The sequence below is a fragment of the Chromohalobacter sp. 48-RD10 genome (genome assembly GCF_029889785.1).
Taxonomy (GTDB): Bacteria; Pseudomonadota; Gammaproteobacteria; order Pseudomonadales; family Halomonadaceae; genus Chromohalobacter.
The window spans coordinates 149,053-172,647 of the sequence record NZ_JARANX010000004.1 but is presented as its reverse complement, the minus strand read 5'-3'; the positions used below and the strand labels follow the sequence as shown (position 1 = coordinate 172,647).

The window sequence follows — 23,595 nt, the reverse complement described above, 5'->3', positions numbered from 1 at the left end:
ATGTGATGCGAATAGACGTATTATTCGTTGCCCTGTTTGAAAAGAAAAACGCAAAAAAGCCCATGAAGCGTTCGATATCATGAAACGGTTTTCACCTACGGCTCAGCGTGTTCGCTCGACGCCCTGCCCGCAGCCGACCCAGGTACGCCCCGCCTCCTCGACACGCACCTGAACGGGATACGGTTTGCCACTCATGCTGTCGAAACAGGCCCGCGCCTTGAGCTCGACGATCACCGGCGCGTCGGCGTCGCCAGCCTCGAGCGTCATGGCAGCCTGATGACCGTTATCGAGCCGCGTAACCCGATAATCCAGCGTGCGCTTTTGTTCGCCGTATTGCGTGACCAGCCTGAGTTGAGGCGTCTCGCGGTCGAGTTCGAGCGTCCATCCAGGCTCGTTACCCTGCCCCTTGAAAATCGCATTCGGGGCGTCGGCGCGCGTGATCGCATCGCGACGCGCATCTTGCTGGCAGGCGAGCTGGCCGTTGTCGCTTTCGACGTGCGCCTCGTCGCCCTGCTGGGCAAACGTCAGGGTGCCTTTGCGGTAGCGCTTGCCCTCGGCGACCACGCTACGCTCGAGCCCGTAGTATCCCTGAGCCGACCACAATCGCAGATGATCCCCGGGCGAGGCCGAGATGAGATCCTGTGCCGGTGTACAGCGCCAGGACACGAATGCCTCCGCGCCATCGGCAAAGAAAGCGCTCGGCAGCAGCGGCGACTTGGGGGCGTCGTCATTCTCATCCGGCACATCGAGACGCGGCGGCGGGGTAAAATCGCTTCCCGAGGCGTCGCTCACCTGGGGTGGCTTCTCGGTACTCGCACAGCCGCCCAACACAGCGACACATACCACAGCCGACAAAACGTGCCGCGCACGCCGAGACATTTTGGGGAACATTCAGCTTCTCCTTGCTGGTCAGGACCCGCCCCACTTCCATCAGCGAGACATATTGCATGCGATATCATTCAATCAAAGAAGACCGATAGCATAGCAGTCCTCATGCCATGAGAAACGCCGGTACCATAAGAAACGCGCCGCCGAGCGGTGGCTCGGCGGCGCGTTAATGGCATCCACGCGAAAAGCTCACCCGTGGCGGCGACGCAATTCCTTGGCCGCATCGACCATGTTGGCCAATGCTGGCTCGACTTCCGCCCAACCACGCGTTTTCAGCCCGCAATCCGGATTGACCCAAAGTCGCTCGGCGGGGATCTTCTCGGCGGCTTTTTCCATCAACTGCACCATCCATTCCACCTCGGGAATATTGGGAGAGTGGATATCGTAAACGCCCGGTCCGATCTCGTTGGGATAGGCGAAGTCTTGGAAGGCGTCGAGTAACTCCATGTCCGAACGCGACGTCTCGATGGTGATCACGTCGGCGTCCAGGGCCGCAATCGCCGCGATGATGTCGTTGAACTCCGAGTAACACATGTGGGTATGGATCTGCGTCTCGTCGCGAGCCACGGCCGCGCTCAACTTGAAGCTTTCCACCGCCCAGTCGAGATACCCCTGCCATTCGCCCTGCCGCAGCGGCAGGCCTTCACGCAGTGCCGGCTCGTCGATCTGGATGATCTTGATACCCGCCGCTTCGAGATCGGCGACCTCATCCCGCAGCGACAGGGCGATTTGACGGCAGGTGGCATCGCGCGGCTGGTCGTCGCGTACGAAGGACCATTGCAGAATCGTCACCGGGCCAGTGAGCATACCCTTCATGGGCTTGTCGGTTAGCGATTGCGCGTACTCGCTCCAACGCACCGTCATCGGGCCGGGGCGGCTCACATCGCCGAAGATCACCGGTGGCTTCACGCAACGTGAACCGTAACTCTGCACCCAGCCGAAGCGCGTGAAGGCAAAGCCATCCAGCAGTTCGCCGAAGTACTCGACCATGTCGTTACGCTCGGGCTCGCCGTGGACCGGCACGTCGATATCCAGGGCTTCCTGGCGTTCGACGGCGTGGACGATCTCCTCGCGCATACGGGTCTCGTAGGCATCGCGGTCCCATTCGCCATTCTTGAAGGCACGGCGCGCGGCGCGGATGTCCTGCGTCTGCGGGAACGAGCCGATCGTGGTGGTCGGGAACAGCGGCAGGTCGAGATGACGCCGCTGGGCCTTGGCACGCGCACCGTAAGGGCTCGGACGTTCAGCATCAGCGGAAGAAACGCCCGACAGTCGCTTACCCACAGCAGGCTTGTGGATCCGTGGGGAGTTGCGGCGTGCTTCCAGCGCCTGTGTAGCGGCGTCCAGACGCTCCGTGTCCTCGTTCGTAGTGCGCCCATCGAGCAGGTGCGCCAATGTAACGACTTCATCTAGCTTTTGACGTGCGAAGGCCAACCAGCTCTTGAGCTCGGCGTCGAGGTCGGTTTCCGCCTCGAGGTCCACCGGCACGTGCAGCAGCGAGCAGGAGGCCGATATCCATAGACGCTCGCCGAGACGCGCGCGGGCCACTTGCAAACGCTCGCGCAGTGCTGCCAGATCGGCGCGCCAGATATTGCGTCCGTCGATGGCGCCGATGGACAGCACCTTGTAAGTGGGAAGACGGTCGAGCACCGCGTCGAGCTGTTCGGGCGCGCGTACCGTATCGATGTGCAGCCCGGCGACCGGCAACCCGGCGGCCAGGCCCAGGTTATCGCCCAAGGCGCCGAAATAGGTCGCCACAAGAAGCTTGACCCGCGCAGACTGCAACTTGTTGTAGGCAGCCTCGTAGGCCTGGCGCCAGTCACGGGGCAAGTCCTGCACCAGGGCCGGCTCATCGAGTTGCACCCATTCGACGCCCTGCGCCGACAAACGCTCGAGGATCTCGCCATACACCGGCAACAGCGCATCGAGCAGGGTCAGACGATCGAGCCCCTCGCTTTTTTCCTTGGCCAGCCACAACCAACTGAGGGGACCCAGCAACGCCACCTTGACCGAATGTCCCTCGGCCTGAGCTTCGGCGACTTCGTCGAACAACCGTGTGGAGGCCACCCGGAAGCGTTGATCTGCGTGCAACTCAGGGACCAGGTAGTGGTAGTTGGTATCGAAATACTTGGTCATCTCGCAGGCTGCTGCCGGCTCGCCGGTGGGCGCCCGACCACGCGCCATGCGGAACGTCGTATCCAGGTCGACCTCGCCCTCGACGGCACCGAAACGCGGTGGCACCGCCCCCAACAGCGCACTGACGTTGAGCACCTGATCGTAGAAGGCAAAGTCGCCCACGGTGACGAGATCGAGCCCCGCATCGCGACTGGCTTGCCAGTGTGCGGCTCGCAACGCCTTGCCGCTCTCCTCGAGCGTGGCCTGATCGATTTCACCTTTCCAGTAGGCCTCGACGGCCTTTTTCAACTCACGGTTCGCGCCAATGCGCGGGTAGCCCAGAATGTGTGCCAGCGCCATCGTGTTTCCCCTTGCGGTATGCGTCTAGAATAAGTGACTTCGTGGTCACGGCGACGCCGTGATGTGCTGGCGGGCAGTCTCGCTGGCGGCAGTGCGTGAATCAAACTAAATTAACTAATCATTAAAATGAACGGCTCTCATACACCATGCTCGAGCTTCGCCATCTCCGCACCTTGATCGCACTACGTGACGCGGGCTCGCTCGTCGAGGCCGCCGAACGCGTGCATCTCACCCAATCGGCGCTCTCGCATCAGATCAAGGATCTCGAGGAGCGCCTGGACACGCCCCTGTTCCAGCGCAAGACACGCCCGGTCACCTTCACGCGGGCGGGCGAGCGCCTGCTAGCGCTGGCCGAACAGATTCTGCCGCAGATCCGCATGGCGGAACGCGACCTGGCACGCCTGGCCGGCCATGAACAAGGGCGCTTGCACATGGCGATCGAATGTCATAGCTGCTTTCAGTGGTTGATGCCGACCATCGATCACTTTCGCGATCACTGGCCGGAGGTCGAGGTCGATATCCCCAGCGGCTACAGCTTCGACGCCTTGCCGTCACTGGCGCGGGAATCGCTGGATTTGGTGATCACTGCCGATCCCCAGCCGCTGGCCGGGATTCATTACGAACCCTTGTTCCGCTACGAAGGCCTACTCGCGGTGGGCAAGCAGCATGCCCTGGCACGCCGCGACTGGGTCACGCCGGAACAATTGGCCAGCGAGACACTGATCACTTATCCGGTGGAACACACGCGCCTCGACGTCTTCACCCAGTTTCTGACACCCGCGGGCTTCACGCCGGCCGAGGTGCGCACCGCCGAGTTGACGATCATGATGATGCAATTGGTCGCCAGCGGCCGGGGGGTCTGCGCACTGCCCAACTGGGCGCTCACCGAGTATCTGGAGCGCGGTTATGTACGCGCCCTGCATCTCGGCGAGCAGGGGGTATGGAGCACACTGTTCGCGGCGATTCGCGAGGAGAGTCGTGACGAGCCATGGATGGAGGACTTCCTGCGCACCGCGCGCGAGACCTCCTTCTCGGTACTCGAGGGAATCAAGCCGGCGTAGCCATGTCTCTTCTTAGCCATGCTTCACGCCAGCGCTTGCGGCATACAAGCGTCTGCCGAGTACGATAGCGGTCAAGTATTGCCCAGGCGGCGCCCCCGCGCGTGGCGCGACTCACCCTGAAGCATGTCCGACGTCGGCAACAACAGGCTAAAGCGCGCCCCGCCGAGCCGCGGGCTGCGTTCGACCACCGCGCTGCCGCCATGCCAGGCCATGATTTTCTGCACGATGGAGAGCCCCAGGCCATAACCGCCGGAGCGCCGCGTGCGACTGTCGTCGAGACGCGCGAAGGGTTTGAAGATCAACAGACGGTCGGCTTCGGGAACACCAGCGCCGTCATCCTCGACATCCAGGCGCACGGCCCGCGCTTCCCGTGTCACGCTGACATGGATGTGCCCTTCCGCATGGCGACAGGCATTGGACACGAGATTGGACAGCGCGCGTTGCAGATAGCGCGGATCGGCCTCGACATCGACCTCCTCGCCGTCCAGGACTTCGAGGCGCAAATGCGCGTGCAGCGGTGCCAGAGTATCGGTCACGCGATGGGCCATGGCACGGCAATCGGTGGTTTCGGTGGCCAGTTGGATGCCCTGGGCGCTGTCGCTCCCCAGGCGGGCGTAGGTCAAGATCTCGTCGACGAGCTGATCGAGTTCTTCGATATCGCCGTCGATATCCTGCAACTGGCGCCGCACCACGGGTTCCTCGGTCATGTCCTCGACCATCTGCACCGCGAAACGGATACGTGCCACCGGGGTGCGCAATTCATGGGAGACGGCGCGAATCATTTCCTGCTGCGTGCGCAACAACGATTGCACCTGGGCCGCCATGCCGTTGAAGGCCATCCCCAGCCGTCCGAGAAAGTCGTTGCTCTCGACCTTGACACGAGTATCCAGATGGCCCCCGGCAATACGCGTGGCGGCACGTTCCAGACGCTCCACGCGCCCTTCCACACCGCGCACCACGAAGTAGATGGTGCCTGCCAGCACCAGCAACATGATGCCCAGCAGGACCAGCGCCAACGAGATAGGCATCGGTTCGAAGGACGGGACGGGGCCGATATTGAGCCAGCGATCCGCTCCTAGCCGTGCGTGCACATACAACACGCCGAGCCCCGGCTCGAGTCGCACGACGACTTCACCGCCCTCGAGACGCGATTGCTGGATAGGATCGACACCCGAGGGGGGCGTCGGTGAAACCTCCAGCGGGATCTTGAAGACACGCTGAAGGCGCGCCAGACGCTCGTCGCGTTCATCTTCCGAGACGCCGCTGAGCCAGGTTCGCAAGGCCTCGGTTGCGCCGCGTAACTGCATCTCCTTGAGACCACCGACACGCAATTCCAGCAGCCAAGGCGTATCCGGCAGACGCCGTAGCACAGACCAAGCCGCATCGTGGCGCTCGATCAGCGGCCGTCCTTCATTGAGTCGCGAGCGATCGAAGTAATTCAGCGACACGTCATCGATGGGGTGCAACGTCATGGGAACACCCAGCGTCGATGACATCGATGCCAGCCATTCGTCGCGCTCGTCGACCGGCTGCTCGGCGGCCAGATGCGCAAGCACCTGCATCGGGCCACTGGCCAGGCGCTCGCGGTAATTCTCCTGACGCACCTGATCGACCACCAAGTATCCCAACAAGGCGAGTCCAAATGTCAGCACCAACGCCAGCAACAACAAGGCGTAAACGCGCAGAAAGGTGCTGTCCGATAGGGTTCGCCGCATCAACGTTAGCTGTCCTTGACGAACAGATACCCTTTGCTGCGCACGGTCTTGATTCGGTGCGGATGGTTGGGATCGTCACCGATCTTGGGCCGGATACGCGAGACTCGCACATCGATGGAACGATCCTGACCGTCGTACTTGATGCCCCGCAGCTGCGAAAAGATTTCCTCGCGGGTCAGTACGCGACCAGCATTACCGGCCAACAGCCACAACAGGTCGAACTCGGCGCTGGTCAAGTCGATGCGCTCGTCGTTGAGCCAAGCCTCTCGCGTGGCGCTATCGATGAGCAAGTCGCTGAAGTTCAGCCGAGTAGCGCCGCTGGCGGCGTCCAGAGCATCGGCACGGCGCAACAAGGCACGCATGCGCGCCAGCAGCACGCGTGGCTGTACCGGCTTGGGCACATAATCGTCGGCGCCCATTTCGAGCCCCAGTACCTGGTCCATATCATCGGTACGCGCGGTCAGCATGAGAATGGGGCCGGCATACTGGGCACGCACGCGACGGCAAATGGAAAGACCATCCTCGCCAGGCAACATGAGGTCGAGAATGACCATGTCCGGCTGCTCGTCGAGAATACGTTCCACGGCACGAGCACCGTCGTATTCCAGATCGACCTGGAATTCATTTGCCTCGAGGTACTCTCGCGTCAGATGCGCCAGCCGCTCGTCGTCCTCTATGATCAGGACGTGATCGTGATGTCTGCTGCTGTCCAAGCTGTCATCCATCCCTTTACATTAGTGCCATGAAGCCCTGCCTACCTTCGGCCTTGTCGTGCGAGTTCCGTTCATCTTTATTTTGTATTCTTCGCGCTATCCAGAGAGACGTCGCCTGAATAAGCGGTGCGACAAAGGGGTGCATGCCGCCACTCCCTACCATAGCGGATAGCAAGCGATGATACCCGAATTCACTTTCGAGTAGCTGTCGAGCATCATAGAGATCGCCACGCTGATTGAAAAATCGTCGCGTGGCAGCTAGTTATAGATTTTTTGACGGAGCGCAAGAATAGCACCAAGAGAACCACAGACTATCAACGACTTATCCACTTGCGACCCCCCACGAAACAGCTCTATCTTGTGCTCATCATCAGGATTCCCCCCATATATAGGACTACCGTATTTCGCGTGCTCGTTCCGAACAATCCTCTTCAGGCACGAAAATGCCGAGACAAGACGATTAATTCGGTCATCGTCGCGATAAGGCTCGACTTCTCGCGATGCGACATGAACGGCAGCACTCTTTACCCTGGGACCCGTAACGACAGGAAAGCGTCATGGATACCACTCCTTCTTCCTCTGACAAGGCGTCAGTGGACATCACCGCGCCGCAGCGACTGCGCGTCATCAAGCGTGGCGGTGATGTCGCGGTCTTTGATGGCAGCAAGATCTCGATGGCGATCACCAAGGCGTTCATCGCCACCGAAGGCGACAATGCCGCAGCATCGTCACGCATCCGTGATTTCGTTCACAAAGCGACCCAGAGCATCGTCGACACCTTCCTGCGTCGCATGCCCGATGGTGGCACCCTGCACATCGAAGATATCCAGGACCAAGTCGAGCTGGCTCTGATGCGCGCCGGCGAACAGAAAGTCGCCCGCGCCTACGTGCTGTACCGCGAAGAACACGCCCGTGCCCGTCAGCCTCAGAACGGCGATATCGCCAAGCCTCATCCCAGCCTCAACGTCACGCAGGCCGACGGCACCGTGCGTCCGCTGGATCTGGGCCGAGTCGAGACCCTGGTCTTTGACGCCTGCGAAGGGCTCACCAACGTCGAGCCACAGAAAATCGTCGACGCGTCGCTGAAGAATCTCTACGACGGCGTGTCCATCGATGGCGTGTCGCAGGCACTGACGATGACCGCGCGCACATTGGTCGAAAAAGAGCCCAACTATACCTACGCCACCGCGCGACTCTTGCAGGACAACCTGCGTCGCGAGGCGCTCTCTTTCCTGGATATCGCCGATGAAGCGACTTACCAGGAGATGGCCGACCTCTACGCGCCGGCCTTCAAAGCCTATATTGCCAAGGGTATCGCCTTCGACCAGCTCGATCCGCAGCTTGCCGAGTTCGATCTCGAGCGCCTGGGGGCAGCGCTGGATCACACCCGCGACGCCCAGTTCACCTACCTCGGTCTGCAGACGCTTTACGACCGCTACTTCCTGCACCACGACGACATTCGCTACGAACTTCCGCAGGTGATGTTCATGCGTGTCGCCATGGGCCTGGCGCTCAACGAGGACGATCGCGAAACGCGTGCCATCGAATTCTACGAGCTGCTCTCGAACTTCGACTACATGGCCTCCACGCCGACGCTGTTCAACGCTGGCACCGTCAAGAGCCAGCTCTCTTCGTGCTATCTTACCACCGTGCACGACCAGCTCGATGGCATCTACGGCGCGATTCGCGACAACGCCATGCTCTCCAAGTGGGCCGGCGGCTTGGGCAACGACTGGACCCCAGTGCGTGCGCTGGGCTCCTACATCAAAGGCACTAACGGCAAGTCGCAAGGCGTGGTGCCGTTCCTCAAGGTGGTCAACGACACTGCCGTGGCCGTTAACCAATGCTTTGCGCCCGATACCCAGGTGCATACAGCCGACGGTGTCAAGGCGATCAAGGACATCACGCGTGACGATCTCGTGCTCGGTCAGCGCGGCGAGTATCGTCAGGTCACGAACAAGTTCGCCTATAACCAGCGCGACCCGATGGTCGAGCTGAACATCAAGCATACCGTCGAAACCACGCGCGTGACTGCCGGCCATCCGCTTTGGGCGTTGCGCGGCGTGCCGATGGCGCAGGCTGGCCATCGCACCCGGGACTGGCTTGCCAAGGCGAAGATCAAGCCCGAGTGGGTGGATGCCGGCGAACTGACGGCTGGCGACTATGTTGCCCAGGTGATTCCGCGCGAAGTCGTGCCGGTGCCGGAATTCAGCGAAGACGATGCGCGGCTGTACGGCATCCTGCTCGGCGATGGCCATCTATCGAAGGACGGCCAGCAGTGGGGCGTATCCGGCAACCCATCGGCTGACGCCGATCATCTGCGCTTCGTCTGCGACTATCTCGAGGCGCGCGGTATTCATCACTGGCAGAGCGAGCGCGGTACCGCCTATCGTCAGATCCACTGGGCTGCCGGTCGCGGCGTCCAGCGTTGTGCCACGACCGGGCAAATCACCGGCGCCGGCGAACCGACGCTGCCGTTCGTCGCCGACGATCTGTACGACGCGGCCCATAACAAGCGTATCCATCGGCGCTTCGCCCATCTGCCAAAGAGCCAAACTCTGGCGCTGATTCAAGGCCTGCTGGAAACTGATGGCGGCGTGAGTCGTGGCAAGGAAATCTATTTCACCAATACCTCGCGTTCGCTCGCGGAAGGCTTGCGCTATCAATGCCTGCGTCTGGGGGTGCCAACCGCCGGCCAGTATCGCGAACGCGAGCAGAACCACGAAGGACGGCGCAGCGATGGCAGTTCGGTGCAGTTCACGGGCACCGTCAAGGCGTATGACATTCGTGTGCCGGCCGTGCCCGAGATTGCCGAACGCGTAAACTGCGTGGCACTGACCAAGCGCAACTGGATCGAGCACCACGGCTGTGTATTCACCCGCGTGCGCAACGTGTGCGAAATCGACCCGATTTCGTTCGTCTACGACCTCAAGGTCGAGGGCGATCCGTCCTATATGACCACGGCGGCACTCGCCCACAATGGTGGCAAGCGCAAGGGCGCGGTCTGCGCCTATCTCGAGACTTGGCATCTCGACGTTGAAGAGTTCCTCGAACTGCACAAGAATACCGGCGACGATCGCCGCCGTACCCATGACATGAACACCGCCAACTGGGTGCCGGACCTGTTCATGAAGCGGGTCTGCGACGACGAAGAATGGACGCTGTTCTCGCCGTCCACCTGCCCGGACCTGCACGATCTATACGGCGCCGCCTTCGAGACGCGCTATGCCGAGTACGAGGAGATGACCCTCACCGGGCAGCTCAAACTGTTCAAGCGCGTCAAGGCCAAGGACTTGTGGCGCAAGATGCTGTCCATGCTGTTCGAAACCGGCCATCCGTGGATCACCTTCAAGGACCCGAGCAACCTGCGCAGCCCGCAGAACCATGCCGGCGTCGTGCATAGCTCCAACCTGTGCACGGAGATCACCCTCAACACCTCGGCGGACGAGATCGCCGTATGCAACCTGGGCTCGGTCAATCTGGCGCAGCACATCGTCGACGGTGAACTCGACGGCGACAAGCTGAAGAAGACCGTCAAGACGGCCGTGCGTATGCTCGATAACGTCATCGACATCAATTACTACGCCGTGCCGCAGGCCAAGAATTCCAACTTCAAGCACCGCCCGGTAGGCCTTGGCTTGATGGGCTTTCAGGACGCGCTCTACAAGCGTGGGATCGCCTACGCCTCCCAGGAGGCCGTTGAATTCTCCGACACCTCGATGGAGCTGATCAGCTATCATGCCATCGAAGCCTCCAGCGACCTGGCCGCCGAGCGCGGACGCTACCAAAGCTTCGAAGGCTCGCTATGGAGCAAGGGCGTGCTGCCCATCGACTCCATCGCGAACCTGGCCGAAGAGCGCGGCGCCGACTATATCGAAGTGGACACCTCCACCACGCAAGATTGGACACGTCTGCGCGACAAGGTCGTAAGCCAGGGCATGCGTAACTCCAACGTCATGGCGATCGCGCCGACCGCGACGATCTCCAACATCTGTGGCGTGACGCAGTCCATCGAGCCGACCTACCAGAACCTGTTCGTCAAATCGAACCTCTCCGGTGAATTCACCGTGGTCAACGCCTACATGGTCAACGACCTCAAGGAACGCGGCCTGTGGGACGAGGTCATGATCAACGATCTCAAGTACTACGACGGTAGCGTGCAGCCCATCGACCGCGTACCGGATGATCTCAAAGCCCGCTATGCCAGTGCCTTCGAGGTCGAGCCCAAGTGGCTGGTCGAAGCTGCCGCGCGACGACAGAAGTGGATCGACCAAGCGCAGTCGTTGAACCTCTACATCGCCGGCGTCTCGGGCAAGAAACTTGACGTCACCTATCGCATGGCCTGGTTCCGTGGCCTCAAGACTACCTATTACCTGCGCGCGCCAGGCGCCACCTCGGTGGAAAGAGCCACTGTCGATCGTGGCCATCTCAATGCCGTGGGCAACGCCGACAGCGGTGCGGCACCGTCGCCTCAACCTGCTGCCAACCCTGCGCCCAGCCCAGCGGCCAGTGGCGCCTCCGGCGAAACGCGTGGCAAGGAGAAGCACTTTTTCGAGACGCGCGTCCCGGGAGACCAGGTCGGCGGCGCGCTAAGCTGGGATTGACACGTCACATGTAAGGCTTCGAAGTGGGCCGTGTCATGTGACATGGCCCGCTTTGCGTCATGCACTCGGTATCGGTAGGCTTGCCGCCGTTCCCACTCCCTACCCGACATCGCGAAAGGTACGAACATGCAACTCGGTATCATCGGACTCGGCCGCATGGGCGGCAATATCGCCCGACGCTTGATGCGCGGCGGCCACGACGTCGTCGCTCATGACCGCGATCGATCCATCGCCTCGGCGTTGATCGAGGACGGTGCCACCCCGGCGGACTCCCTGGCGACGCTGGTGGATCAACTGGAAACACCACGCGTGGTATGGGTCATGCTGCCTGCCGGCGACCCCACCGAGGAGACGGTCAATGCCTTGGCCGAGCAGATGGACGCCGGCGACATCATCATCGACGGCGGTAACACCTTCTACAAGGACGACATTCGCCGCGCTAAGGCGCTGGCGCTCACGGGCATCCATTACGTGGACGTGGGCACCTCGGGAGGCGTCTGGGGATTGGAGCGCGGCTATTGCATGATGGTAGGCGCCGAACAAGAGATTTTCGCTCACCTCGATCCGCTGTTCGACACTCTGGCGCCCGGTCACGGCAATCTGGAGCGCACCCACGGCCGCAACGCGCCCCATGATAGCGCCGAGCGTGGTTACATCCATGCCGGCCCGGTCGGTGCCGGCCACTACGTGAAGATGGTCCACAACGGCATCGAGTACGGTCTCATGCAAGCCTACGCCGAAGGCTTCGAGCTGATGCAGAGCAAGTCATCGCCGGATTTGCCGGAAGACGAGCGCTTCGATCTCAACCTCGCCGACGTGGCCGAAGTCTGGCGGCGTGGCAGCGTCGTCTCATCCTGGCTGCTCGACCTCACCGCCCAGGCGCTGACCGGCGACCCCAAGCTCGATCATTACTCCGGCGCCGTCGCCGATAGTGGTGAAGGCCGCTGGACCATCGACGCGGCCGTCGAGCAAGGCGTCTCCGCCCCGGTGCTGGCCAACGCGCTGTTCGCACGCTTCAACTCGCGCAAGGACAACACCTACGGCAACCGTTTGCTCTCGGCGATGCGCTTCGGCTTTGGCGGCCACGTCGAACCGCCGTCGCAGTAACCTCGGTATGCGCTGGCCAGCACATCAACATAATGGCCGGAAAGAGAACTGAGTCAGCCCGCCAGATGACTTTGGCGGGCTATCGTCATTCTCTGCGTCCCGGCAACAACCGCCACCACCTGCGCCTCATATCAATACGCGCAAACACTGCCCTGCATGGTATAGCGTGAACCCTCCTTCGTAACCGGTGCTCCACAATGGCTTGGCGCGTATGGGTTTATGGGAGCTGATCGGCAGTGGCAACAAGCTATCATCGCCAGTGTTCAGGTAATGAGCGAAGCCCTTCCCTACAACCGTGCCGGTGGTGATACCACGGCCGTTATAACCCGCAACACCTAAAATGCCCGGCGCCGGCTCGAAGAGGCGCAGAGTATGATCCGGAGTGAAGCCGACTTGGCCTGTCCAGGTACACTCCCAGTTCACCCGGCCCAATTGCGGGAAGTAATGCCGCTGGACCCGATCAGCCCAGCAGCGCAGGAAAGACGCCGGCTTGCTGTCGCCACATCCTAGGCTGCCCAGAATCAAGCGTCCCTCGGCATCGCGCCTCAAGCTGCTGAGCACCGTGCGGGTATCCCAGGCTCCCTGGCGTTCGGGCAGAATGTCACCGGCAAGCTCGTCAGAGAGTGGCGGAGAGGCAACCTGGTAGAAGTGTCCACGGAAGAAGTGCTCGCGCACTTGGTTCCAATGATCTTCCGTGTAGGCATTGGTAGCGATCACCAGACGCGGTGCCAGAATACTGCCTTGCGGGGTATCGACCCGCCAGCGGTCGCCTGCGCGTTCGATGCCCTCGGCGGGGCTATGAGTGTGCAGGTTGGCGCCTGCATCATGAGCCGCACGGGCGAGTCCCCGGGTATAGGCAGTCGGATTCAGTGTGCCGGCCCGCCGGTCGAGCAGAGCACGGTGGATGCGGTGGGTGCCGATACGTCGCTGACACGCCTCGCCCTCGAGCAACTCGACCGGCGCGCCGCACCTTGAGAATTGTTCGAAGCGCCGAGTCAGTTCCTCGGCCCCCTTGCCGTTGTGAGCAAGGTGCAAAGTACCTGTTCGAGTATCCTGGCAGTCAATGCCGTGCCGGTCGATGAGTGTGAAGACGTCGGCGGGTGCACGACCGAGCACTGCATTGGCACGTTTGCCGTTTTCCGAGCCCAAGGCTTCGAGAATATCGTCCGGCGGTATCCACATCCCTGCATTGACCAGGCCGACACTGCGCCCGGAACCACCGCTAGGAATGTCTCCCGCCTCCAGCAACGTCACCGAAACGCCAGCCTCGGCAAGATGCAGGGCGGTACTTAGCCCAGTGATGCCACCGCCGATGACGGCGACATCGGCAGCGGAGTTGTCTTCCAAACGAGAGTATTCTCGTTGTCGTTCGGGGGAAGTCGCGGTCCAGATACAAGCCGATTTCATGACGTCTCCCTAGCGTTGTTCTCGGCATGCGACCAGTCGTAAAAGCGTTGCGGATTGCGCTGCAGAGATTGTCGCTGCGACTGTTGCCACTCCCGGATTTCTGGAGCGTGTTCGCTCCCGGGATGCTGCACCAGCCAGCGCTCGAGATCCCGGAAGGCACGCGGCGCGAAGGGCTCGAAATCGCCCTGCGAGCGGAGCAGGACCAATTTGCGCTCCTCATGTCGAATCGACACGATCAGGGCGCAACTCGCCACGCCCCACAAGGCGATAATGGAGGCGATCATAACGATGATGGCGGATAGGCTCATGATGACTGACCTCCTTTGAAATTGGCGACATGCGGCGTGTCATGGCGACGGTTCATGATCCACATGCATAGCGGGATCATCAGCGTGAGTATTACGAGGCCGCTGATCGTCTTCCAGGGGGTCTGCCCAAGATTGCTATATAGGAAGTAGGCCATGATGCCGAGCATGATGGCGGGGATTTGGTAGCGAATGACGAGCTCCCAGACACGCGGCACGTAGAGATCAGCGCCCCGGTTGAGACTCAACACGCGCAGTCGGTGGGCATCGAACTTCCAGCCGATGGCGATCATGATGATGAAGGTGGCCAGGGGCAGGCCCCAGTTGCCGACCACGAAATCCAGATAGCCAAGGATATTGGCATTCATGGCGCTCGGGATGCCGAGTAGCCAGATAATGCCGCAGATGCTCAGCACGGCCTTGGTACGGCTGGTGTTCCGCTCCTCGCGATAAGTGGTGACGCCAACCTCGGTAATGGCGATAGCGGTGGTCAAGTTGGCGAAGAAAAAGCCCATGAAGAACAACAGGGCCCAGAAGTATCCGCCCGTCATGCTACCGAAGGCGTTAGCCAGAGCCACGAAGGCCAGTTCAGCGCCGGAGCTGGGCGAGATGCCGAAGGCGAAGACGATGGGAAAGACGGCAAAGATGGCAAGCAGGCCAAAACTAGTATTGCCGATCGCCGTAAAGATGCCGCCACCCAGCGGGATATCGTCGTTACGACCGAGATAGCTGCCATAGGTCAGGGCAATACCCCAGCCGAGGCCAGTGGAGAAAAGCGCCTGCCCCAGCGCCGCCAGCCAGGTTTCCCCCCGTGCCAGGTATTCCCAGTTGGGCGAGAAACTGAACTCCAGGCCCGCCATGGCCCCCGGCAATGTCACCCCGCGAATGGCGATAGCGATCAAGGCAATGGTCAAAATCGGCATCATCCACTTGGCGAGACGCTCAATGCCACCCTTGATACCGAACAGTAGGATGCCGGTGACCATCAGCATGGCAACAGTGTGCATGCCGACGTTCAGGGCCGTATTGCCACTAAAGTCTTGCCACAGGGCAGCAGTATCAAAATCATTCTGGGTGAAGGTGCCGAGCACGGCATGAAAAGCATAATAAATCGACCAGCCAACGATCGAAGAGTAATAGGACATCAATACAACGTTGAAGATCAGGATCACCAGCCCCAGCCCGACGAGGCGATTATTGCCATAGACCTTGCGGAAGGTGCCGATCAACCCCTGCCGGGTATAGCGCCCAAGGCTGGTTTCACCCATTAAGCCGGGTACCGCAATTAGGTAGAGCAGCAGAAAGTAGGCGATCAGGAAAGCACCCCCACCGTTCTCGCCCGTCACGTAGGGCATCCGCCAGATATTGCCGGCACCAACCATGGCACCGACGACGGCCATCAGGTAACCAAAGCGGCTACCCCATTGTTCTCTAGAAATTGTTGTTGTCATCATTGGACTCCATGACACGTTCTGCCTGGATGGTCGAACGTTCCAAAAACCCGACGACCATGTGCGTCGAGGTTTCGAGCACGTCCATGCAACGAGGCGCCGCCCCATCATCGGGACGGCGCTCGTGATCAGTCGAACTTGATACCTTGCGCCAGTGGTAGCTCACGGGAGTAGTTGACGGTGTTGGTTTGTCGACGCATATAGCTCTTCCAGATGTCGGAGCCGGACTCGCGACCTCCGCCGGTTTCCTTCTCACCGCCGAAGGCACCACCGATCTCCGCGCCACTCGGTCCGATGTTGACGTTGGCAATACCGCAATCGCTGCCGACATCCGAGATGAAGGCCTCGGATTCGCGCACGTCGCTGGTAAAGATGCACGATGACAATCCTTGGGGAACGTCGTTGTGCAACGTCATGGCCTCATCGAAGTCGCGGTAGCGCATGACGTAGAGGATCGGGGCAAAGGTCTCGTTCTTGACCAGATCGTTCTGTTGATCGACTTCGACGATGGCCGGGGTCACGTAATAGGCATCGGGATACTGATCGGCGAGTTGGCGTTCGCCGCCAAAGACGCTAGCGCCCTGCTGGCGCGCCTGATTGAGCACGGACTGCATCTGCTCGAAGGCTTGGACATCGATCAACGGGCCGACCAGGTTGCCCTCCATGGGATCGCCGATCGTCACGCCGGCATAGGCCTTCTTCACGCGCTCGACGACTTCGTCGCGGATCGACTCATGGACGATCAGGCGACGCAGGGAGGTGCAGCGCTGTCCAGCCGTCCCCACGGCGGAGAACAGAATGGCGCGGACCGCCATGTCCAGATCGGCACTGGGCGCCAGAATCATGCCATTGTTGCCGCCGAGTTCGAGGATGCTGCGACCGAAACGAGCGGCTACCCGAGGTGCAACCTCGCGCCCCATGCGCGTACTGCCAGTGGCACTGATCAGCGGCACGCGGGGATCGTCGGCCAGACGCTCACCTGCTTCACGGTCTCCCGGGATCACTTGGCTGAGGCCTTCAGGCGCCTCGTCGCCGAACTCGGCCATGGCGCGTTCAAGCAACGCCTGGCAGCCCAAGGCGGTAAGCGGAGTTTTCTCGGAGGGTTTCCACAACAGGCTGTTGCCGCACACTAGGGCCAGGGCAGCGTTCCAGGCCCAGGGAGCCACCGGAAAGTTGAAGGCGGTGATCAAGCCGATCGGTCCCAGCGGATGCCAGCTCTCGCGCATATGGTGACCGGGGCGCTCGGAGGCGATGGTCAGACCATAGAGCTGACGCGACTGACCGACGGCCAGGTCGCAGATGTCGATCATCTCCTGAACTTCCCCAAGACCTTCCTGATAGATCTTGCCGCACTCCAGGGTCACCAAGGCACCGAGATCTTCTTTGTGCCGACGCAACTGTTCGCCGAACAATCGAACGAGCTCGCCGCGGCGGGGGGCGGGTACTCGTCGCCACTCCTCGAAGGCTCTCTGGGCACGTGCCACGCGAGCCTCGACGGCATCGGCGCCCTCAAGGCGAATCTGGCCGAGCTCACCACCGTCGGTGGGTGAGATGACCGCAAAATCGCCCTTTCGGTAGGCGTCGCTGGAAACACCGAGACGTTGCATGAGGGATTCGATCATTCTTCCTCCTACTATTAATTCCTAGGCTCGAAAATCGAAACCAGTATTGGTGCGGAGGTTGACGCCCTTCAAACGACGTTTTATATGGAGGTCATTCCTATTTTTCTGGTTTAGCCTTCATGATGAAGAACCACGACGAGGCACAATCCATACCAAGGAGAGCGGCATGAGCCATCGACACCTGCCCAGCCTGACCGCCATGCAGTGCTTCGAGGCCTCGGTGCGGCACATGAGCTTCACGCGTGCGGCAGACGAGCTGAACCTGACCCAGAGTGCCGTCAGCAAGCAGGTAGCCCAGCTCGAGGCGGTGCTCGAACATCCACTGTTCCGTCGGGTACGCAAGCGACTTCAGGTCACACCGGAGGGCTCGCTCTATCTCACCGAGGTGCGCAAGATCCTGGCCCAGGTGGAAATGTCCACGCGTTACATGCAGTCCTACGGTGGTCAGAGTGTGGTGCTCAATGTCACCACCCTCCCGACTTTCGGGGCACGCTGGTTGATTCCAAGACTCAATGGATTCCGGTTCCGGCACCCGCGGGTCTATCTGAACATCGCCAATCGCTCGGAGCCCTTCGACCTGGAGGAGGAGCGCGTCGATGTCGCCTTCTTCTTCGGTCATGGCGCCTGGCCCCGGGCCGAGTGCATCAAACTGCTTGAAGAGGAGATGGTGCCGGTGTGTTCGCCTGCGGTGCTGCCAGTCGACGGCATTCAAGAACCGCTGGAACTGACAAAGCTGGTGCTATTGCAGAGTTCGACGCGGCCCGAGGCCTGGCACGACTGGTTCGAGGCCCAGGACTGTTACACCGAGTACAGTTACCACGGGCCATGTTTCGATACCTTCTACATGGCCTTACGCGCGGCACGAGCCGGCTGTGGCGTCGCCCTGGCACCGCGCTTTCTGGCCGAGGAGGAGCTACAGGCCGGCCAACTGACGATCCCCTGGACGTTCGGTCTGACCAGTCGCGATGCCTATTACCTGGCCTACCCCGAGCACAAGGGGGAGGACACCAAGGTTCAGGGCTTCATCGACTGGATACTTGAGCATCGGGAGGCCCCTGGCGACGTTGTGGCACCCTAGTGCATGAATTAATGGAATGGATAACACGCTTTTTTTCGTTTGAAGCCCTGAAGATGGCTCTGTTCTCATCGTGGCCATAGGCTTCTTCAGGATAACGACATGGACCTCCCACACATCAGTGACGCCCTCGGCATCGTTCACCCTCTCTGCATCGACAGAGGCCGCAACGCCGAGGTCTGGGACGAACAGGGCAAGCACTATGTCGACTTCGTCGGCGGTATCGGCGTGCTCAACCTGGGGCATGGGCATCCCGACGTGGTCGAGGCGGTCAAGGCGCAGGTTGATACCCTGATGCACTCCGCCTTCAATGCCCTTCCGCATCGTGGCTATCTCGAGGTGGCCCGAACCCTTGATGCCTTCGTGCCGGTGTCGTATCCGTTGTCCTGCATGCTCACCAACAGCGGTGCCGAGGCCACCGAGAACGCCCTCAAGATCGCTCGAGCCGCCACCGGACGCCAGGGAGTGATCGCCTTCGACGACGGCTTCCATGGCCGCACGCTGGCGGCGTTGAATCTCAATGGCAAGGTCAAGCCTTACAAGAATCGTCTCGGCGCCTTGCCCGGGCCGGTGCACCATCTGCCCTTCCCCAGTCGCGACGCTGGTGTCGACGCCGACACCGCCATGGCAGCCCTGGAGCGGTTATTCGAGGTTGCGATACCCGCCGAAGAGGTCGCCTGCATCATCGTCGAGCCGGTTCAGGGCGAAGGGGGCTTTCGTCTGCTGTGCGCCGATTTCGCCGCGCGTTTAAGGGCGCTGTGCGAGGCCTACGGCATTGTGCTGATCTTCGACGAGATTCAGTCCGGCTTCGGACGCACCGGCAAGCGTTTCGCCTTTTCACATCTAGGGGTCGAACCCGACTTGCTGTTGATGGGCAAGAGTATGGCAGCCGGGCTGCCGCTGGCAGCGGTGGCCGGCAAGGCGGAACTCATGAACGCCCCGCCGAAAGGCGGCCTAGGCGGCACCTATTCGGGCAATCCCGTCGCCTGCGCTGCGGCCCAGACAGTGATGGCGCTAATGAGCGATGAGCATCTGACCGATTGGAGCGAGCGCCAGGAAGCGATGATCTTGGAAGCGTATCGTGGCTGGCAAGCGTCTGGCCGCTATTCAATGCTTGGCGACATGACCGGCGTTGGCGCTATGCGCGGCATTGTCTTCGAGGATACGCCCGCAGCCACCGGCGCCGAACATCTCGCCGCGCTGATCGTCGCCGGTCGCGAGGAAGGCGTACTATTGATGCCCAGCGGGCGAAGGCGCAACGTACTGCGCCTTTTACCCCCGTTGACTACCGAGCCCGAAGTGCTGGTCGAAGGGCTGGCGAGGCTCGAAAGAGCGCTAGGACGACTGTCGCCATGATCGCCAGAACCGTATCTTCGTGCAGCCCCCAACCGAATTCATGACGACCGACACCGAGAGGCACAGCCGATGACAACCCTCGTTTCCCATCACGAGATTCGTGACCGTTTTTCCAAGGCCATGTCGGCCATGTATCAGGCCGAAGTGCCGCAGTACGAAACCCTGCTCGACCTGGTGGCGGAGGTGAATCGCGAGACTCTTGAGCGCGATCCCGAGCTGGCCGCGCGACTCAAGGCTCATGATGAGCTGAATCGCCTCGGCGTCGAGCGGCATGGTGCCATTCGCGTCGGTACACCCGCAGAACTCACCATGCTGCGCCGGCTGTTCGCGGTGATGGGCATGTATCCGGTGGGCTACTACGATCTCTCCGAGGCCGGCGTGCCGGTACACTCCACCGCCTTCCGACCCATCGACGACGCCGCCCTGGCGCGTAACCCCTTCCGTGTCTTCACCTCGTTGCTACGCCTGGAGTTGATCGAGAGCGCCGAGATGCGTGAACGCGCCACCGATATCCTCGCCGAGCGCGACATTTTCACGCCCGTCGCACGGGAGTTGATCGAACTCAGCGAATGCCAGGGCGGGCTCACCGACGAGCAAGCCGACCGCTTCGTGGCCGAGTCGTTGGAGACCTTTCGCTGGCACCAGGACGCCACGGTGGACCTGGAAACCTACGAGGCGCTGCACGCCGAGCACCGACTGATTGCCGATGTGGTTTGCTTCCACGGGCCACATATCAATCATCTGACGCCACGCACACTGGATATCGACGAGGCGCAACGCCGCATGCCCGCGGCGGGGATGAATCCCAAGGAAGTCATCGAAGGCCCGCCGCGCCGCGACTGCCCGATCCTGCTGCGTCAGACCAGCTTCAAGGCTCTGGAGGAACCAACCCGGTTCGCCGGCGAACGCCAGGGCACTCACACCGCGCGCTTCGGCGAGATCGAACAACGTGGCGTGGCGCTGACCGCCAAGGGGCGTGCACTCTATGATCGGCTGCTCGCCGAATCGCGTCAGCGTACGGCTGGACTGACCAATGAGGAGCACCAGCGCGTACTGGCCGAAGCATTCGACGACTTCCCGGATACCGAGACCGAACTGCGCCGTCAGGGCCTGGCATTCTTCGAATATCGACCGACCGAGGCGGGATGCGAGGCCGGCCCGGCCACCGAGACCGAGGTCGAGCAATTGATAGAGCAGGGACTGATCACGGCCCGGCCGATCACTTATGAGGATTTCCTGCCCGTCAGCGCGGCCGGCATCTTTCAATCGAATCTCGGCGGTAACGGTAGCGAAGCCTATGCCGGTCACGCCAATCGTGAAGCCTTCGAGGCGGCACTGGGCGCACCGGTCACCGACGAGCTGACGCTCTATGCCGAACGCGAGCGGAGTTCTCTGGATGCCGCCCTGGCGTCTTTGGGCATCCCGTCAATCCGCTAGGCGTCCTGCCCGAGCGAACGCCGCCAGCGAGCTTCCAGGCTATCGGGGCCGCTGGGGCCGAACAGCGCGCAAGATTCACCGCGGTACCAGGCCCACATCTGATCGCCATAGCTGTAATGCCACCACTCGCTGGGCAGGTTGGTGAAGCCGGCATCGACCATGGCGTGGTAAAGAATGCGCCGACGATCACGATAGGCCCGTGTCGCGGCGTCGTGGGCATGATGCTCGAAATGCACGGTATGCGAGGCGACCCGCGCTTCATCGAATGCCGACCCCATCTCCAGCAGCATCCCATCGGCATCGCACAGGGCCACGTCCACCGCGCCGCCAGTGAGATGTGGACTCGGGCACTCTGGCCGATCGCTAGGCGGCGAGACGAATTCCCGGGTCATCGCCCGCAGATCCGACTCGTCGAGATCGGCGTAGCGCGTTTCCACCATTCTAAGCAAGGTGTCATAGAAGTGGCGCTGCACGACATAGGGCCGCCAGGCATCCAGCACCACCAGACCCACCCCCGCCGGCAGGCTCCGCGCCACTTTGAGAAGCCGCCGATAGACGGCCTCCCGCGCCCAGCACTCGGGCACTGCCCGAGGCACGCCAAGCGCATGATAGATGGGATGCACGCGCAAGGCTGGCGCGGCAAGGCTAAGTGCATGTAGCGCCGTGCCGTCGTCGTCGATGGAAATAGCCGCAATGGCCTCCCACTGGGGATCGGCAATGTCGGCGATGGGTCGGGACGTCGAGTCAGTCACATTCAAGCGATTCGTTTCCAAGTTGTAGGTATCATCCCACGAACGATCATAGGGGATGGGATTGATTCCAATCCGCAACCGGCGTAGCGTGAAAGCGTCGAATTCATAGGAGACTGGATCATGGCGGAAGCCAAGAGTGTCATCAAACGTGTCTACGTCCCTACCTATGTCCGCGATCTGCCCAATGGTGAACGCGTGACAGTGCCCGGACACTACAAGAAGACACCCACGCACTCGCGCTGACGCTCGTGACTGGGTCACCCCCGTTTTTCAGCGCGGAAAGGCAACGAACCAGCAACACCCTGCCACAACCGGCGGGGCGTTCGTCATTGGGCTCATGTATCGCGCGTCAACGGCTTAGATCGACCTCTCGCGTCTGCCCGGCGCCGATCTCGATTTGCTTCAGGATCAGCGGGCTGCGCGAGCCATCCGGCAGTCGCACGCTTCCGGCCACATAGAAGACCCCCGCGGGGATGCCGGTAGCTTCGAAGTATCCGCTGTCGTTGGTCTTGGCGTAATGCGTGTATTCACGGGCACGTGGGTCCGCAGGCTCGATACGCTTCCCCGCCAACGCGGCTTCGGCGGCCTCGGCGGAATAGCGCGTAGCCGGGGCGATCGACACGGTTTCGTTCTTGCCCACCAACGTGCCTTCCGTCGATGAGGTGTAGCGCAACCGGCCTTTAACGACAGCAGCGCCTTGCTTGTCCAGCTTGGCGTATTCCTCGGCGGGAAACGCGACCTGACGTTCGACGGCGCCCACCGGCGTGCCTTCGCCGGCTTCCTCGATATCGACGGGCTGCGTCGGTCCCCCCGTCGGCAGCATTTCACAGCCACTCAGCGCCAGCCCCACCAGGGCCAGCCACCATCCCGTGCGTCTATGTCTCATTCCATGAGCCACCTTTGTGAACGAGCTTAACGTGCCAGCTCGGGGTTGAGTGTGTAAGTACCCATCACGCTGGATTGCTCGATGACATGCCCTTGCATGGCGTCGAGCACTTCATCACCGGTGAACTCGCCCTGCAGACCCAGCGAGGCCACATCCAGCGCATAGACGGTGAAGTGATAGCGATGCACCAGAGCATCGTTCCACGGAGGGCAAGGTCCATCATAGCCCCCATAGATACCTTCGAGCTGTTCGTCATCGACGAAGAAATCCGTATAACTATTGATACCGCGCACGCCCTTGCCGGTCTCACCCGGTGCCTTGCCCATGGCCACGACACCGTCGGCATCTTCGCCTTCGTCGATGCCGCTCACCTGCACTGGGATATCGATCAAGACCCAGTGGTAGAAATCGGCACGCGGTAGGTCGGCTGGCACGCTGTGGCCTTCCTGATTGACATCGCCAGGATCCGTGGGCGCATCCACATCGACCACCAGCAGCGCAAGGCTAAGCGTCCCGGCGGGCACATCGTGCCAGCGAACACGCGGGTTGCGATTGTCGCTGAAACGAAGGTGTTGCTCGGGATCGGGAACGGCGAACGCGAAGCGTTCGGGAATAGGTTCACCGTCGATGATGTCCTGCACGTCGATGCGCATGCGGCTGCCTCCGGGTAGTCCGTGGTGAAGAAGGTGACGTCCTTCAGTTTGGCATATCCATGAGGTTTTGCGCATAGGACGAACGGCG

Annotated in this window: 18 protein-coding genes; 7 read left to right on the top strand and 11 right to left on the bottom strand. The window is 61.4% G+C overall.

The genetic code is table 11. The features are described from left to right. Nucleotides 1-102 precede the first annotated feature (102 nt). Complete coding sequence (locus tag OP496_RS07035) at nt 103-891, bottom strand: C-type lysozyme, inhibitor (protein ID WP_280562801.1); 789 nt, start codon at nt 889-891, stop codon at nt 103-105. 186 nt (nt 892-1,077) lie between these two features. After that, nucleotides 1,078-3,363 carry a 5-methyltetrahydropteroyltriglutamate--homocysteine S-methyltransferase gene (gene metE / locus OP496_RS07030; protein ID WP_280562800.1) on the bottom strand — a complete coding sequence of 762 codons (2,286 nt, stop codon included), beginning with the start codon at nt 3,361-3,363 and terminating at the stop codon, nt 1,078-1,080. Nucleotides 3,364-3,509: 146 nt separating this feature from the next. Here metE and OP496_RS07025 point away from each other — a divergent pair, with 146 nt between their 5' ends. After that, entirely contained in the window at nt 3,510-4,424 is a 915-nt protein-coding gene (locus OP496_RS07025) for a LysR family transcriptional regulator (RefSeq protein ID WP_280562799.1), read from the top strand. Between the two features lie 71 nt (nt 4,425-4,495). Here the strand turns inward: OP496_RS07025 and OP496_RS07020 are convergent, their stop codons facing one another. Together OP496_RS07020 and OP496_RS07015 are read right to left on the bottom strand one after the other, a co-directional pair. Beyond that, a complete protein-coding gene (locus OP496_RS07020; protein ID WP_280562797.1) occupies nt 4,496-6,139 on the bottom strand; it encodes an ATP-binding protein in 1,644 nt (547 codons plus the stop codon). A 5-nt stretch (nt 6,140-6,144) separates the two neighbouring features. Beyond that, a complete protein-coding gene (locus OP496_RS07015; protein ID WP_280562796.1) occupies nt 6,145-6,864 on the bottom strand; it encodes a response regulator in 720 nt (239 codons plus the stop codon). A 545-nt stretch (nt 6,865-7,409) separates the two neighbouring features. On the opposite strand from OP496_RS07015, the gene OP496_RS07010 reads away from it, so the two are divergent. Then, nucleotides 7,410-11,456 carry a ribonucleoside-diphosphate reductase subunit alpha gene (locus OP496_RS07010; RefSeq protein ID WP_280562795.1) on the top strand — a complete coding sequence of 1,349 codons (4,047 nt, stop codon included), beginning with the start codon at nt 7,410-7,412 and terminating at the stop codon, nt 11,454-11,456. Nucleotides 11,457-11,582: 126 nt separating this feature from the next. Then, nucleotides 11,583-12,563 (top strand): phosphogluconate dehydrogenase (NAD(+)-dependent, decarboxylating), encoded by a 981-nt coding sequence (gnd, locus tag OP496_RS07005; protein WP_280562794.1) that lies wholly within the window; start codon nt 11,583-11,585, stop codon nt 12,561-12,563. A 126-nt stretch (nt 12,564-12,689) separates the two neighbouring features. Here the strand turns inward: gnd and OP496_RS07000 are convergent, their stop codons facing one another. From OP496_RS07000 to OP496_RS06985, 4 genes are all read right to left on the bottom strand, one after another. Further along, entirely contained in the window at nt 12,690-13,970 is a 1,281-nt protein-coding gene (locus tag OP496_RS07000) for an FAD-binding oxidoreductase (protein WP_280562793.1), read from the bottom strand. Continuing rightward, the gene (locus OP496_RS06995; RefSeq protein ID WP_280562792.1) at nt 13,967-14,278 is read right to left on the bottom strand and encodes a hypothetical protein; all 312 of its coding nucleotides are present in this window, start codon (nt 14,276-14,278) and stop codon (nt 13,967-13,969) included. Before OP496_RS06995 ends, OP496_RS07000 begins: the two co-directional genes overlap by 4 nt. Further along, a complete protein-coding gene (locus OP496_RS06990; protein WP_280562791.1) occupies nt 14,275-15,726 on the bottom strand; it encodes a sodium-dependent transporter in 1,452 nt (483 codons plus the stop codon). The genes OP496_RS06995 and OP496_RS06990 overlap by 4 nt, the downstream gene beginning before the upstream one ends. Nucleotides 15,727-15,854: 128 nt before the next feature. Further along, nucleotides 15,855-17,348: an aldehyde dehydrogenase family protein gene (locus OP496_RS06985; protein ID WP_280562790.1), complete on the bottom strand. Its 1,494-nt coding sequence runs from the start codon at nt 17,346-17,348 to the stop codon at nt 15,855-15,857. A gap of 166 nt (nt 17,349-17,514) precedes the next feature. Between OP496_RS06985 and OP496_RS06980 the strand changes: the two genes are divergently transcribed. From OP496_RS06980 to OP496_RS06970, 3 genes are all read left to right on the top strand, one after another. Beyond that, the gene (locus OP496_RS06980) at nt 17,515-18,426 is read left to right on the top strand and encodes a LysR family transcriptional regulator (RefSeq protein ID WP_280562789.1); all 912 of its coding nucleotides are present in this window, start codon (nt 17,515-17,517) and stop codon (nt 18,424-18,426) included. A 99-nt stretch (nt 18,427-18,525) separates the two neighbouring features. After that, on the top strand, nt 18,526-19,779 hold the full coding sequence (locus OP496_RS06975; protein ID WP_280562788.1) for an aspartate aminotransferase family protein: 1,254 nt from the start codon (nt 18,526-18,528) through the stop codon (nt 19,777-19,779). Between the two features lie 69 nt (nt 19,780-19,848). Beyond that, nucleotides 19,849-21,216 (top strand): VOC family protein, encoded by a 1,368-nt coding sequence (locus tag OP496_RS06970; protein ID WP_280562787.1) that lies wholly within the window; start codon nt 19,849-19,851, stop codon nt 21,214-21,216. On the opposite strand, the gene OP496_RS06965 is transcribed toward OP496_RS06970, so the two are convergent. Further along, entirely contained in the window at nt 21,213-21,968 is a 756-nt protein-coding gene (locus tag OP496_RS06965) for a M15 family metallopeptidase (protein ID WP_280562871.1), read from the bottom strand. The two genes, OP496_RS06970 and OP496_RS06965, sit on opposite strands and share 4 nt — an antisense overlap. Before the next feature lie 120 nt (nt 21,969-22,088). Between OP496_RS06965 and OP496_RS06960 the strand changes: the two genes are divergently transcribed. Then, nucleotides 22,089-22,211 (top strand): hypothetical protein, encoded by a 123-nt coding sequence (locus OP496_RS06960; protein ID WP_263433926.1) that lies wholly within the window; start codon nt 22,089-22,091, stop codon nt 22,209-22,211. 106 nt (nt 22,212-22,317) lie between these two features. Here OP496_RS06960 and OP496_RS06955 read toward each other — a convergent pair whose 3' ends face one another. Both OP496_RS06955 and OP496_RS06950 read right to left on the bottom strand, forming a co-directional pair. After that, nucleotides 22,318-22,854 (bottom strand): carboxypeptidase regulatory-like domain-containing protein, encoded by a 537-nt coding sequence (locus OP496_RS06955; protein ID WP_280562786.1) that lies wholly within the window; start codon nt 22,852-22,854, stop codon nt 22,318-22,320. 26 nt (nt 22,855-22,880) lie between these two features. Continuing rightward, nucleotides 22,881-23,507, bottom strand: a complete 627-nt coding sequence (locus OP496_RS06950) for a YbhB/YbcL family Raf kinase inhibitor-like protein (RefSeq protein ID WP_280562784.1) — start codon at nt 23,505-23,507, stop codon at nt 22,881-22,883. Nucleotides 23,508-23,595: the final 88 nt, after the last annotated feature.

Excerpts from the sequence above, each read along its gene's own strand:
- OP496_RS06975 (WP_280562788.1), top strand. The coding sequence starts at position 18,526 with ATGGACCTCCCACACATCAGTGACGCCCTCGGCATCGTTCACCCTCTC.
- OP496_RS06980 (WP_280562789.1), top strand. The coding sequence starts at position 17,515 with ATGAGCCATCGACACCTGCCCAGCCTGACCGCCATGCAGTGCTTCGAG.
- OP496_RS06955 (WP_280562786.1), bottom strand. The coding sequence starts at position 22,854 with ATGAGACATAGACGCACGGGATGGTGGCTGGCCCTGGTGGGGCTGGCG.
- OP496_RS06985 (WP_280562790.1), bottom strand. The coding sequence starts at position 17,348 with ATGATCGAATCCCTCATGCAACGTCTCGGTGTTTCCAGCGACGCCTAC.
- OP496_RS06960 (WP_263433926.1), top strand. The coding sequence starts at position 22,089 with ATGGCGGAAGCCAAGAGTGTCATCAAACGTGTCTACGTCCCTACCTAT.
- gnd (WP_280562794.1), top strand. The coding sequence starts at position 11,583 with ATGCAACTCGGTATCATCGGACTCGGCCGCATGGGCGGCAATATCGCC.
- OP496_RS06990 (WP_280562791.1), bottom strand. The coding sequence starts at position 15,726 with ATGACAACAACAATTTCTAGAGAACAATGGGGTAGCCGCTTTGGTTAC.
- OP496_RS07025 (WP_280562799.1), top strand. The coding sequence starts at position 3,510 with ATGCTCGAGCTTCGCCATCTCCGCACCTTGATCGCACTACGTGACGCG.
- OP496_RS06950 (WP_280562784.1), bottom strand. The coding sequence starts at position 23,507 with ATGCGCATCGACGTGCAGGACATCATCGACGGTGAACCTATTCCCGAA.
- OP496_RS07035 (WP_280562801.1), bottom strand. The coding sequence starts at position 891 with ATGTTCCCCAAAATGTCTCGGCGTGCGCGGCACGTTTTGTCGGCTGTG.
- OP496_RS06995 (WP_280562792.1), bottom strand. The coding sequence starts at position 14,278 with ATGAGCCTATCCGCCATCATCGTTATGATCGCCTCCATTATCGCCTTG.
- OP496_RS07020 (WP_280562797.1), bottom strand. The coding sequence starts at position 6,139 with ATGCGGCGAACCCTATCGGACAGCACCTTTCTGCGCGTTTACGCCTTG.
- OP496_RS07000 (WP_280562793.1), bottom strand. The coding sequence starts at position 13,970 with ATGAAATCGGCTTGTATCTGGACCGCGACTTCCCCCGAACGACAACGA.
- metE (WP_280562800.1), bottom strand. The coding sequence starts at position 3,363 with ATGGCGCTGGCACACATTCTGGGCTACCCGCGCATTGGCGCGAACCGT.
- OP496_RS07010 (WP_280562795.1), top strand. The coding sequence starts at position 7,410 with ATGGATACCACTCCTTCTTCCTCTGACAAGGCGTCAGTGGACATCACC.
- OP496_RS06970 (WP_280562787.1), top strand. The coding sequence starts at position 19,849 with ATGACAACCCTCGTTTCCCATCACGAGATTCGTGACCGTTTTTCCAAG.
- OP496_RS07015 (WP_280562796.1), bottom strand. The coding sequence starts at position 6,864 with ATGGATGACAGCTTGGACAGCAGCAGACATCACGATCACGTCCTGATC.